The organism is Streptomyces katrae, assembly GCF_000717655.1.
GTDB lineage: Bacteria > Actinomycetota > Actinomycetes > Streptomycetales > Streptomycetaceae > Streptomyces > Streptomyces katrae_B.
Genome location: NZ_JNZY01000001.1, coordinates 72,590 through 84,827, shown reverse-complemented (window position 1 = coordinate 84,827; position 12,238 = coordinate 72,590). Strand labels below are relative to the sequence as shown.

Sequence of the window (12,238 nt, the reverse complement as noted above, 5' to 3'; positions counted from 1 at the left end):
GACGGCCTTACGGGGCGATCTTGACGTTGATCTTCTTGGCGATGATGTCGGCCTTCGCCTTCTCGACCGCGGCGGTGACGTCCGTCATCTTCTTGTACTCGGGGTTGGAGTCGGCCAGGCCGACGCCCTCCTTGTCGAGGCCGTAACGGATCTCACCGTTCTGCGGCTTGCCGTCCTCGACCGACTTGATCAGGTTGAAGACCGCGTCCGGGACGTCCTTGGTGACCGAGGTCAGGATGTGGTCCTTGTACTTCGCCAGACCGGCCTGGTTGTACTGGTCGGAGTCGACGCCGATGGCCCACTTGCCGGCGGTGGCGGTGGCCTCGATCGCACCCGAACCGGCGAGACCGGCGGCGGAGTAGATCACGTCGGCACCCTTGGCCAGCTGGCCCTGGGCGGCGGCCTTGCCGAGGTCGGGCTTGGCGAAACCGGAGAAGTCCGGGGGCTGCGTCAGGTAGGTCGACAGCACCTCGGCGTTGGGGTTGGTGTCCTTGACGCCCTGCGCGAAGCCCGCCTCGAACTTCTTGATCAGCGGAACCTCGACACCGCCGATGAAGCCGACCTTGCCGGTCTTCGACGCCTTGGCGGCGGCGACGCCGGCCAGGTAGGAGCCCTGCTCCTCGTTGAAGACCAGGTTGGCGATGTTCTTGTCGGTCACCGAGGTGTCGTCGATGAGGCCGAACGTGGTGTTCGGGAACTTCGCGGCGACCTTCTTGATGGCCGGCGCGTAGGCGAAGCCCACGCCGATGACCGGGTTGTTGCCCTTGCGCGCGAGCTCGGTGAGGCGCTGGACCTTGTCGGCCTCGCTCTCGCCCTCGGTGGGCTCCGCCTCGGCGCCCTTGATCTTGAGGTCCTTCTCGGCCTTCTCCAGACCCGCGAACGCGGCGTCGTTGAAGGACTGGTCACCGCGGCCGCCGATGTCGTACGCGATGGCTGCGGACTTGCTGCCCGACGACGACTCCGACGAGGACGCGGAGGAGTCGGACGACTTCTTTCCGCCACAGGCGGTGGCCGAGAGGGCCAGCGCCGCGGACGCGATGCCCACGGTGGCGATCCTGGTGATCCGGCGCAAGGGGAGGCTCCTTCAAAACCTGACCGAAGCGCCACGACCGGCGCTGGTTTCGCGGCGATCGTAACGCGCGTAGATGTCAGTTAAAGGGCCGTTCATGAGTCGTTATCGGATCGTCGCGAATCGGACAGTGACCGATCGGTAACTGGCCGGACGTCCAGCCCTTGTCTACCAAGGGCTGGACAGGTGTGCCGGAAGGCGCTCAGATGTTGTGGAAATTTTTACCCGATCGGCCTGGAACGCCGTCCGTCGAGCAGTGCGGCGGCCGTGAAGAACTCCACGCCGACCCCGATCGCGGACTCGTCGACGTCGAAGTCGCCCCGGTGCAGGTCCCTCTTGGCGCTCGCGCCCGGGGTGTGCACGCCGAGCCGGGCCATGGCTCCGGGCACGTGCTCGAGGTACCAGGAGAAGTCCTCTCCGCCGAGGCTCTGCTCGGTGTCCTCGACGGAGTCCTTGCCGAGCCGGGCCGCCATCGACTCGCGCAGCAGCTCCGTGACCACCGGGTCGTTGACGACCGGCGGCACCCCGCGCACGTAGGTGATCTCCGACTTGGCCCGGTGCATCCCGGCGATCTCGTCGATCGCGGAGTGGATCTGGTCGGGGGCCTCGTGCCAGGCGTTGATGTCCAGGCAGCGGATGGTCCCGGACAGCTCGGCGTGCATAGGGATCACGTTGCAGGCGTGCCCGGCCTCGATCCGCCCCCAGGTGATCGACATGCCCGAGCGGGCGTCCATCCGGCGGGACAGCACGGCCGGCAGGTCGACGGCGACCCGGGCGGCGGCCGTCACGAGGTCGGTGGTCAGGTGCGGGCGGGCCGTGTGCCCGCCGGGGCCGGCCAGGGTGATCTCCAGCCGGTCGCAGGCGGAGGTGATGGGACCGGTCCGCAGTCCGATCTTCCCGGCGTCGACCCGCGGGTCGCAGTGCACCGCGACGATCCGGCCCACGCCGTCCAGGACGCCGGCTTCGATGGCGTCGGTGGCTCCGCCGGGCAGCACTTCCTCGGCGGGCTGGAACAGCAGCCGCACGGGGCGGGGCAGCAGGCCCTGCCGGTCGAGGTCGGCGAGGACCAGGCCGGCGCCGAGGACGACCGCGGTGTGCACGTCGTGGCCGCAGGCGTGGGCCCGGTCGGGGAAGGTCGAGCGGTACGCGACGTGCGTCTTGGTGTCCGGAATGGGCAGGGCGTCGATGTCCGCGCGCAGGGCCAGCATGGGCCGGCACCCGTCCCAGGTGCCCACGTCACAGATCAGGCCGGTTCCGGACTTCAGCACGCGGGGGCGCAGGCCGGCTTTCTCCAGCCGGGCCTTGATCGCCGCCGTGGTGCGGAACTCCTGGTGTCCTAGCTCGGGGTGCATGTGCAAATCCCGGCGGAAGGCGATCAGTTCGGCACGCAGGTGGTCCGGAAGCTTGCCGGGCAGCTCGGGCCGGTCGGGCGTGCCGGGCAGGGCGGTCTGGGACTCGCGGGACATCAACTGGTTCACCCGTTGAAGGGTAGGCCCACGAATGGCTCAACTGGCTGGAGATCACCAAAAGTTCATGCCGTTAGGGGAAAAAAACCAGACCTCTGGACGCATGACCGGATGCACCCGGGGGTAAACTCGCGCGCTCATCCGGCCGCAGAGGCCGTCTGGGCAGGCAGTCTGTGCACACCACGGGCGGTCTCGGTGACCCCGGCGAGGAAGCTGCGGGCCCGCGGCGAGGCGGAGCCGGTGAGCCAGGCCGGGTCGACATCGCATACGGCGACGGTCACACCGGTTCCGGTCAGCGCGTACGGCAGGGTGTGGACGACGGTGGACGGAAAGCTGACGACCGTACGGCCGACCGGTCCGCGCCGGGCGATCAGCTCCAGCGGCAGGTCCGGGCGCACGATCTCGAGCCCGGTCGCCTCGCTGAGCGCGCGCAGCTTCTCAGGGGATTCCCGGCGGTGCGCGAAGTAGCGGGTGGCGCCGTGCTCGAGGGTCAGGGCGCGTACGGCGTCCAGGTAGCGGGCCGGGTCGACCACGCCGGTCTCCACGAGGGAGGTGCCGACGAGGTCGGTGCCCTTGGTCAGCCGCGGCGGGCCGAAGCGGGAGCGGGTCCACGCGAACTCGTTGACCCGCAGCGTCATCGCTCCGTGGACGGTGACGGGCATCGAGCTGAACACCTCGACGCGGCGCCCCTTGCCGGCGGCCGGGGTGAAGCGGCGCCGGGCGTTGGCCGAGACCGGCGCGTACGCGAGCTCGCGGACGCGGCCGGGCAGGCCTCCGCCGCCGGCCCGGTGCCAGCGTACGAGCCGCTCGCCGCGGCCGGTCTGGGCGACGAACTCCATGGTGGCGGTCCCGTCGTCGACCACGACGAGCTCCTCGGCCCGTACGAGGGTGAGCAGGAGCTGCACGTACCGGGAGAAGGGGTCGCCGACGACGACCCGGCGGGCCGCCCGCACGTCCCGGGCGAGCGCGGCGAGCGCCTTGAACGGCGCGAGCCGGCCGCCGCGGGCCTCCTGCCAGGCGACCTGGTACCCCTCGTCGCGCGCGAGGCCCGCCATCCGGCGGAGCTGTCCCCGGGACATGGGGTCGGTGGGGGGCAGGACGACGATCCGCAGCCAGGACGCCGCGCCCGCTGAACCGGAGCCGACGCCGCGGCCGCAGTCCCCGGCGTCCGCTCCGGCAGGCGCCGCGGCCCCGGAGCCCGTGTCGGCCGGGGCCGCATCCTCCGGGGCTGCATCCGGCGACGGGCGCAGGCCGCGGGAGGCGCGCGGGCCCGGCTGCCGGGGGACGCCGTCCAGCCGGACGGCACCGCCCGGTGTGGACACGGCTTCGGCGTACGCCCACTCCAGCACGTTCAGGAGCTGGACCGGACTCTCGACGAAAGCCAGGGTGGATGCTGAGGGGGTCACCACGTACTCCTGTCAGGGGCGGGGGGCGGAGCGTCGTACCGGACGGACACCGGGCGGGACGGCGGAGAGGCCGAGGGCCGGGCCGCGGCTCAGACGGAGGCGAGCTCGCCCTGGACCCGGCGGAGCTTCTTCATGGGGCCGAGCTCGGAGTCGTAGACGCGCTTGATGCCGTCGCCGAGGGCGGCCTCGATGGTGCGGATGTCGCGGACCAGGCGGGCGAGGCCGCCCGGCTCCACGGAGGCGGCCTGGTCGGAGCCCCACATGGCACGGTCGAGGGTGATGTGCCGCTCGACGAAGGTGGCGCCGAGGGCGACGGCCGCGAGGGTGGTCTGCAGGCCCGTCTCGTGGCCGGAGTAGCCGATCGGGACGTTGGGGTACTCCTCCTGCAGGGTGTTGATCACCCGTAGGTTGAGCTCCTCGGCCTTGGCCGGGTACGTCGAAGTGGCGTGGCAGAGCAGGATGTTGTCGCTGCCGAGCACCTCCACCGCGTGGCGGATCTGCTTCGGGGTGGACATGCCGGTGGAGAGGACGACGGTGCGGCCCGTGGCGCGCAGGGCGCGCAGCAGCTCGTCGTCGGTGAGGGAGGCGGAGGCCACCTTGTGGGCGGGGACGTCGAACTTCTCCAGGAAGGCGACGGCCTCGGTGTCCCACGGGGAGGCGAACCAGTCGATGCCGCGCTTGGCGCAGTGCTCGTCGATGGAGCGGTACTCGGCCTCGCCGAACTCCACGCGGTGGCGGTAGTCGATGTACGTCATCCGGCCCCAGGGGGTGTCGCGCTCGATGTCCCACTGGTCGCGCGGGGTGCAGATCTCCGGGGTGCGCTTCTGGAACTTCACGGCGTCGCAGCCCGCTTCGGCGGCGGCGTCGATGAGGGCGAACGCGTTGCCGAGGTCACCGTTGTGGTTGATGCCGATCTCGCCGACGACGTAGACGGGGCGGCCGGGGCCGGCGGTGCGTGAGCCGAAGGTGCGCAGGCGTGAGTTGGCGGTGGCGACGGTCATGGCAGCTCAGGTCCTTCGTTCGGTGCGTGGGGGTGCGGAGGGGGTGGGAAAAGGGGGGCGAGGAGGCGGGCGCGGGCCAGGTCGTGCGGGTCGTCGATCTCCAGGACCCGTGCGGGGTCGGTGGCCACGGGGAGGGTGCGCCCGAAGAAGCGGTGCCGGGCGGTGCGGAAGCCGGCGGCGTCCATGGCGTAGGCGGCGCCGGTCTCCAGCAGGTCCTGGGGCCGGTCCTGCCGGCGGGGGCGTACGGCCTTGTCGTGGTTGACGCCGCTGCCGGCGCCGTCGGCCGCCTCCCGCCAGAGGAAGCCGTGGAAGGGGGCGACGGTCAGGGCCGAGTCGGCGGCGCCGGATGCGACGGCGGCGGCGACCGACTCGACGTCGGAGGAGGTCAGGAAGGGGCTGGTGCACTGGACGAGGAGGACGACGTCCACGGTGACGGAGTGCAGCTCCTCGAAGGCGTCGAGCGCGTGCAGCACGGCGGCTTCGCTGCTCGCGGTGTCCCCGGAGATCGCCCCGGGCCGGCGGATCGCGTCGGCCCCGGCGGTGCGGGCGGCGTCGGCGATGGGCCCGGCGTCGGTGGAGACCACGACGTCGGTGACGGTGGCGGCGCCCCGGCAGGCCTGTACGGCCCGGACGACGAGCGGGACCCCGGCCACCTCGGCGAGGTTCTTCCCCGGGACGCCCTTGGAGCCGCCGCGGGCCGGGATCACGGCCAGGACGCGGGGGCGCCTCGCGGAGTCCGCGGCGGGGTCGGCGGCGGAGCCCACGGGGGAGTTCGCGGCGGGGCTCACAGCTCGCCCATCCGGCGGATCACCGGGGCCACGCGCTGGACCCCGTGCCGGTACGCCCCGCGGGCGGCGTCGCGCAGGTGCGAGCGGAGCCAGCGGCGCAGCCGGGACTCCCCGCCGCTCTCCCGGACGGCGCCGGGCAGCGGTGTCCCGTCGGGGGCGAGATGGTGCCGGGCCAGGATCCCGGGCAGGTACCCGGGCGCGGTGACCCGCGTGTAGTAGGGGGAGACGGCGGGGAGGACCGCCAGGTCCAGCAGTTCGCCGAGCCGGGCGCGGGCGGCGGCGAAGGAGTCCGGGGCGCCGGACGCACCCCTCACGCCCTGGCCGGCCAGCCAGTCCGGGTCGCCCTGCGGCAGCAGGCCGGCGTCCAGCTGGTCCCAGGACGCCAGGCAGCCCGAGCCGAGGAAGTGGTGGTTGCCGAGCACCTCGCGGATGCCGAGGTCGGTGAGGACGGCCGTCGGGATCCCGCGGTGCAGGGACTCCAGGGCGGCCGTGGAGGAGACCGTGACCAGCAGGTCCGTGCCGTCCAGGACCTGGCCCATGTTCCCGTAGACCAGCCGGCAGTTGGCGGGCAGTCCGCCGGGGACGCGATCGGCGAGCCGCTGGTAGGGCTGCTCCTCCAGGTGCGTGGTGTGCTCCCCGGGCCGGCTGCGCAGCTTGATCAGCACCTCGCGCTCGGGGTGCAGCCGGGCGTGCCGGGCCGCCCGCTCCAGCAGGTACGCGCGGTCGGCGCGGCTCTCGGGGACGGACGGCTGGACGGCGAAGACCACGGTGCGGGCGCTGCTGCCGGCCCTTTCGTACGCCGCTCCGTCCAGGAACGGCAGTGCCGTCTCCGTGACGGCGCCGGCGTCCGCGCCGACGCCCTCGTACACCGCGCGGAAGCGGCCCGCGTCGTAGCGGGAGTTGGCGAGGACGAGGTCGGCCCCGTGCCGCAGCAGCAGCCCGTCGGCGAGCTTCTCGTATACGACGCCCACGTACCCGGTGACGAGGACGGGGCGGGCGGCGGGCTCGGGCCACAGGGCGCGGACCCCGTGCAGGACCGCCTGGACGGCTCCGCCGACGAGGGCGAGGACGACGACGTCGTACTTCTCGCGCTCGAGCTCCGCGAGGAACTGCGCGCAGGTCGTCTCGGAGAGCCGGTCGGCGCGGACGCCCACCTCGCCGAGCTGGCGCGCGGTCGGGGTGGCCCGGCCACGGAGCAGGTACCCGGCGAGGTGCGGTTCCACCGCGAGGCGGCGGGCGGTGAGTGCGCCCCATTTCCATCGCGTATCGGAATCGGCGAGTACGGCGACGCGAAGGGCAGTACGCGTATGAGTGGCGGCACGATGACTGGCTGGCACCCGGCAGAAGCTATTCCGCAATTTCGGTGATCGGCCCAACGAACGCACAACAGCGGGTTAACAACCCGTCTACGTCATGCGAAACCGCACGGGTTAACGCGCCCGCCCTGCGTCGTTCACACGGAATCCGCATACGGGCCATGGTGAATGCCGGACGACGCCCTAATGTCTCGCGGGTGCTCAAGCTCTCTGTTGTCGTGCCGTTCTACAACGTGCAGACATACGCACCGGATGCCCTGAAAAGCCTCGAACTCAACGCCCGGGACGATTTCGAGTTCCTGCTCGTCGACGACTGCTCGACGGACGGGACTCCCGAACTCCTCGAGCGGGCGGCGCGCGAGCTGCCGGGGGCGGTGCTCCTCAGACACGAACGCAACGGCGGCCTGGCCACGGCCCGGAACACCGGTCTGGACGCGGCCCGCGGCGAGTACGTGACGTTCCTGGACGGCGACGACTGGCTGGCGCCCGGCCATCTGGCCCGCACACTGGCCGCCATAGAGGCGCTGAGCTGCGATTTCGTCCGCAACGACCATGTCCAGGTGACCGGCCGCAGCCGCACGGTGCAGCGCGTCCCGTACGGTCCGCAGCTGGTCGCCGGCGATCCGCGGAGCGGGATCCTGCCCGCCTCCCGGGCCACCTCGGTCGACTACCCGTACGCCTGGGCCGGCATGTACCACCGGCGGCTGCTGGACCGCGGACTGCTGCACTTCACCGACGGGCTGCGGACGGCGGAGGACCGGCCGTGGATCTGGCGGCTGCACCGGGGTGCGGAGTCCTTCGCGGCGGTCGGGCTGCCGGGGATCTTCTACCGGCGCGGGGTCGCAACCTCGCTCACGCAGATCAAGGACGAGCGCCAGCTCGATTTCATCAGGGCTTTCGACCAGGTTCTGGCCGATACGGCCGAAGACCGGGAAAGCGATCGCCTTCTCCCGAAAGCCGTCCGAACATATTGTGCAATTATCGCGCACCATATCGGGACCATCGAAAGGTACGAACCGGCCGTGGCCAAGAAACTCCGTTCGATGAGCACGGCCGCGCTCGGACGCATGCCCCAGGACGTACTCGACCGGGCCCTGAACTCGATGGACGCCGACCGCGCCGGAGTGCTGCGCCGCCTGCGCCGCCGTCCCGCACGGGCGGGAGCCGCGCTCTGATGGCCACTCACGACACCCCTCCCTGCACCCAGATCTTCCTCGCGTCCACGCTCTACGGGACGGCCACGCTCGCCGCCGGCATCGACGCGGGCAGCTTCCCGCCGGCCGGCCGGCGCATCCTGCTCACCAGCAACCACGCCCTCACCGCCGAGGTCTCCCCCGGCCTCGCCGACATGCCGGGCTTCGCCTCGCTGCGCACCCGCTTCGACGAGGTGCTCGACTGGAACGCCACCATCGCCCCGCAGCACCCCAGCGCCTGGGCCCCGCGTCCCGAGGACGTCCCCCTGTGGGAACGCCAGCTCCGGGCGATCTGGGGACTGGACGAGGACCGCGTCGAGATCATCGTGGAGTCGATCCAGGTCCCGCCCGCCCGGACCCTGTGCACGCTGTTCCCCGGCGCCGCCGTCGACGTCTACGCCGACGGGCTGATGAGCTACGGACCCACCCGCTTCCGCCTCGACCCGCAGCTCGGCATGCGCGTGCGCCGCGTCCTGCACCTGGACCTGGTGCCGGGTCTGGAACCGCTGCTGCTCACCGAGTTCGACGTACCGGCGGAGTTGGTCCCGACGCCGGAGTTCCTCAAGGTGCTCGGCGAACTCCCCTCGTACGGACCGGAGTTGGACGGAGTCGGCGAGGCGCCGGCGCTGCTGCTCGGCCAGTACCTCTCCGCCCTCGAACTCCTCTCCCCGCAAGAGGAGGAGGACCTCCACGTGGAGATGGTCCGGGGCGCGCACGCCCTCGGCCACCGCGAGCTCGTCTTCAAGCCCCACCCCAGCGCCCCCGCCGAATACTCCCGCCGCGCCGAGGCCGAGGCCGAACGGCTCGGCGCCCGCCTCACCGTCATGTCCACCCCGGTCCTGGCCGAGACCCTCTACCGGCGGCTGCGCCCCGCCCTGGTCGTCGGCTGCTTCTCCACCGGGCTGCTGACCGCCGCCACCCTGTACGGGCTGCCCGTCGCACGCACCGGGACCGAGGCCATACTGGCCCGCCTCGCCCCGTACCAGAACAGCAACCGGATCCCGCTCACGGTGGTCGACGCGCTGCTCCCCGCCCTCGCGGACGCCGAGGCCGTCGCCGGCTGGACCGCGCCCGGCCCCGACGAGGTCCGCGACGGGCTGGCCGGGCTCCTCACCGCGGTCGGGTTCACCATGCAGCCGCAGATCCTGGCCCCGCGCCGCACGGACGCCGAACGCCATCTGGCCGCGCACCTCGACGACCGCACCCGGCGCTACTTCAAACGCCGCCGGCTGACCACCCTCGGACTGCCCGGCGGCATCCCGGCCCAGCTGTCCTTCCTGCCCCAAAGCCCGGCCGTCCGCCGCGTGGTCCGCCGGCTGAGGCGGCTGAGCGGCCGGCTCAGCCGAGGGCTCAGCTGACGGCGAGCTTGGCGGCGAAGCCGAAGAACAGCACGCCCGCCGCCGAGGTGGCCCCGGCCGAGAGCCGCTTGCGGCGGCGGAAGGCGGCCGACAGCCGGGTGCCGCCGAAGATCAGCAGGGTCAGGTACAGGAAGCTGCCGAGCTGCAGCAGCGCGCCCAGCAGGAGGAACGAGAGCGCCGGGTAGGCGTACGAGGGGTCCACGAACTGCACGAAGAAGGAGACGAGGAACAGGATCGCCTTGGGGTTGAACAGGCTGATCAGCAGCGCCCGCCGGTACGGCCGCTCCCCCTCGGCCGGAACCGCGTCCGGGGCCTCGTCCCGCTCGGCCCGCTCGGCCCGCGAGCGCCACAGCGCCCAGGCACCGCGCATCATCCCGACGGCCAGCCAGGTCAGGTACCCGGCGCCGAGCAGCTTGACGACGCCGAAGGCCACCGGACTGGCCTGGAGCAGCGCTCCCGCCCCGGCGGCGGCGAGCACCATCAGCACGGCGTCGCCGGTGAACACCCCGGCGGCGGCCTTGTACCCGGTGCGCACGCCGCGGCGCGCCGCGACGGAGAGCACGTACAGCGAGTTCGGCCCCGGCAGCAAAATGATCAGTACGAGCCCGACGAGGTAGGTCGGCAGATCGATGACACCCAGCATGAGCAGGAGTGTCCCATGACGATGCACCTGTCGTGGCTGACGCTTTCCATTAAATACGTCACCATGTGGAATCAGTCGGTTCGTACGTCCCCCACACCTCCCGCAGGGCGTTGCAGACCTCCCCCACCGTGGCCCGGGCGCGCAGGGCCTCCTTCATCGGATAGAGGACGTTCGCCGTGCCGGCCGCCGCCTCGCGGAGCGCTGCCAGCGCCGCCGACACCGCCTCGGCGTCGCGGCTCGCGCGCAGGGCCGCCAGCGCCTCCCGCTGGCGGTTCTCGATCGCCGGGTCGACGCGGAGCGGCTCGTACCGCTCCTCCTGCTCCAGCGCGAACCGGTTGACCCCGACCACCACGCGCTCGCCCTCGTCCGTCTCCCGCGCGATGCGGTACGCGTTCCGCTCGATCTCCCCCTTCTGGAAGCCGGCCTCGATCGCGGCCACCGCCCCGCCGAGGTCCTCGACGCGTCGCATCAGCGCGAGCGCCGCCGCCTCGACCTCGTCCGTCATCCGCTCGACCGCGTACGACCCGGCGAAGGGGTCGACGGTGTGCGGCACGTCCGTCTCGTACGCCAGCACCTGCTGCGTCCGCAGCGCCAGCCGCGCCGATTTCTCCGTCGGCAGGGCGATCGCCTCGTCGAAGGAGTTGGTGTGCAGCGACTGTGTGCCGCCCAGCACCGCGCCGAGCGCCTGCACGGCCACCCGTACGAGATTCAGCTCCGGCTGCTGCGCCGTCAGCTGGACCCCGGCCGTCTGGGTGTGGAAGCGCAGCATCAGCGACTTCGGGTTCCGGGCCCCGAACTCCTCGCGCATGACCCGGGCCCAGATCCGCCGCGCGGCCCGGAACTTCGCGACCTCCTCGAGCAGCGTGGTGCGGGCGACGAAGAAGAAGGAGAGGCGCGGGGCGAACTCGTCGACCTCCATCCCGGCGGCCAGCGCCGTCCGGACGTACGCGATCCCGTCCGCGAGCGTGAAGCCGATCTCCTGCGCGGGCGAGGCCCCGGCCTCGGCCATGTGGTAGCCGGAGATGGAGATGGTGTTCCAGCGGGGGATCTCGGCCTTGCAGTACCGGAAGGTGTCGGCCGTCAGCCGCAGCGAGGGCTCGGGCGGGAAGATGTACGTGCCCCGCGCGATGTATTCCTTGAGCACGTCGTTCTGGACGGTCCCGGTCAGCTGCCCGCCGTCGATGCCGTGCTCCTCGGCGACCAGCTGGTACATCAGCAGCAGCAGCGCCGCGGGGGCGTTGATCGTCATGGACGTGGAGACCCGGTCGAGCGGGATCCCGTCGAACAGCACCCGCATGTCCTCGACGGAGTCGATCGCGACGCCGACCTTGCCGACCTCCCCGTTCGCGAGCGGCGCGTCGGAGTCGTGCCCCATCTGTGTCGGCAGGTCGAAGGCGACGGACAGCCCGGTGCCACCGCCGGTGATGAGCTGCCGGTACCGGGCGTTGGATTCGGCCGCCGTCCCGAACCCGGCGTACTGCCGCATCGTCCACGGCTTGCCGGTGTACATCGTCGGGTAAACCCCTCGCGTGTACGGATACGCCCCTGGTTCACCCAGTTTGCCCTCGGGATCCCACCCCGTCAGATCGCCGGGCCCGTAAACGGGTTCGATCGGAAATCCGCTCTCGGTACTCGCCATGTGACCAAGCCCTCCTTGAAGTGCTCTCCCGGTCCGCATCGGGAGATTCCTGCCTACCTTGCGGCGGTGGGCTTGGCGCGCTGGACGCGCCTGACGACTGCCGCCCCGGCAGCCGGGACGGGCGCGAGGCCCCCCGGTACAGGTGCAGGACGCCAGGGTTCGCTTCTGCTTGGGCATCATCTGCCACCACGCGTGCAGCAGGTTCCACGCCGTGCGCGCCGTGTGAGCTTGGTCATCCATCTTCAGGGCGAGCGCGGGAGGGAGCGCGAGGCGCGCACGCTGCCCGAACTGGCGTTTCCCGTATACAAGTTCGGCACTCACATGGTCACTCCGCGGCAAACAAGACCATGTCGTCACAT

9 protein-coding genes and 1 pseudogene are annotated in these 12,238 nt (G+C 71.7%); 2 read left to right on the top strand and 8 right to left on the bottom strand.

All coding sequences use genetic code 11. The features are described from left to right. Positions 1–7: 7 nt before the first annotated feature. The 6 genes and pseudogenes from IF09_RS0100395 to IF09_RS46680 form a co-directional block, all read right to left on the bottom strand. Complete coding sequence (locus tag IF09_RS0100395; RefSeq protein WP_030290726.1) at positions 8–1,072, bottom strand: BMP family lipoprotein; 1,065 nt, start codon at positions 1,070–1,072, stop codon at positions 8–10. A 218-nt stretch (positions 1,073–1,290) separates the two neighbouring features. After that, a complete protein-coding gene (locus IF09_RS0100390) occupies positions 1,291–2,535 on the bottom strand; it encodes an amidohydrolase (protein WP_030290724.1) in 1,245 nt (414 codons plus the stop codon). Positions 2,536–2,672: 137 nt separating this feature from the next. Next, positions 2,673–3,941, bottom strand: coding sequence for a hypothetical protein (locus tag IF09_RS0100385; RefSeq protein WP_030290722.1), 1,269 nt, complete (start codon positions 3,939–3,941; stop codon positions 2,673–2,675). Between the two features lie 89 nt (positions 3,942–4,030). Beyond that, positions 4,031–4,942, bottom strand: a complete 912-nt coding sequence (locus IF09_RS0100380; protein WP_030290720.1) for an N-acetylneuraminate synthase family protein — start codon at positions 4,940–4,942, stop codon at positions 4,031–4,033. 47 nt (positions 4,943–4,989) lie between these two features. Beyond that, positions 4,990–5,706 (bottom strand): annotated as a pseudogene (locus IF09_RS46685) (cytidylyltransferase domain-containing protein); the annotation flags it as partial. A gap of 20 nt (positions 5,707–5,726) precedes the next feature. Then, a complete protein-coding gene (locus IF09_RS46680) occupies positions 5,727–7,067 on the bottom strand; it encodes a DUF6716 putative glycosyltransferase (protein WP_030290716.1) in 1,341 nt (446 codons plus the stop codon). 176 nt (positions 7,068–7,243) lie between these two features. Here IF09_RS46680 and IF09_RS0100365 point away from each other — a divergent pair, with 176 nt between their 5' ends. Continuing rightward, the gene (locus tag IF09_RS0100365; RefSeq protein WP_030290714.1) at positions 7,244–8,221 is read left to right on the top strand and encodes a glycosyltransferase family 2 protein; all 978 of its coding nucleotides are present in this window, start codon (positions 7,244–7,246) and stop codon (positions 8,219–8,221) included. Beyond that, on the top strand, positions 8,221–9,597 hold the full coding sequence (locus tag IF09_RS0100360; protein ID WP_030290712.1) for a polysialyltransferase family glycosyltransferase: 1,377 nt from the start codon (positions 8,221–8,223) through the stop codon (positions 9,595–9,597). Before IF09_RS0100365 ends, IF09_RS0100360 begins: the two co-directional genes overlap by 1 nt. Here IF09_RS0100360 and leuE read toward each other — a convergent pair. Both leuE and IF09_RS0100350 read right to left on the bottom strand, forming a co-directional pair. Next, on the bottom strand, positions 9,590–10,240 hold the full coding sequence (leuE, locus tag IF09_RS0100355; protein ID WP_030290710.1) for a leucine efflux protein LeuE: 651 nt from the start codon (positions 10,238–10,240) through the stop codon (positions 9,590–9,592). The two genes, IF09_RS0100360 and leuE, sit on opposite strands and share 8 nt — an antisense overlap. A gap of 58 nt (positions 10,241–10,298) precedes the next feature. Beyond that, a complete protein-coding gene (locus IF09_RS0100350; protein WP_030290708.1) occupies positions 10,299–11,879 on the bottom strand; it encodes an acyl-CoA mutase large subunit family protein in 1,581 nt (526 codons plus the stop codon). Positions 11,880–12,238 lie beyond the last annotated feature (359 nt).

Coding starts and splice junctions, on each gene's coding strand:
- IF09_RS0100360 (WP_030290712.1), top strand. CDS start 8,221: ATGGCCACTCACGACACCCCTCCCTGCACCCAGATCTTCCTCGCGTCC.
- IF09_RS0100390 (WP_030290724.1), bottom strand. CDS start 2,535: ATGTCCCGCGAGTCCCAGACCGCCCTGCCCGGCACGCCCGACCGGCCC.
- leuE (WP_030290710.1), bottom strand. CDS start 10,240: ATGCTGGGTGTCATCGATCTGCCGACCTACCTCGTCGGGCTCGTACTG.
- IF09_RS0100350 (WP_030290708.1), bottom strand. CDS start 11,879: ATGGCGAGTACCGAGAGCGGATTTCCGATCGAACCCGTTTACGGGCCC.
- IF09_RS0100380 (WP_030290720.1), bottom strand. CDS start 4,942: ATGACCGTCGCCACCGCCAACTCACGCCTGCGCACCTTCGGCTCACGC.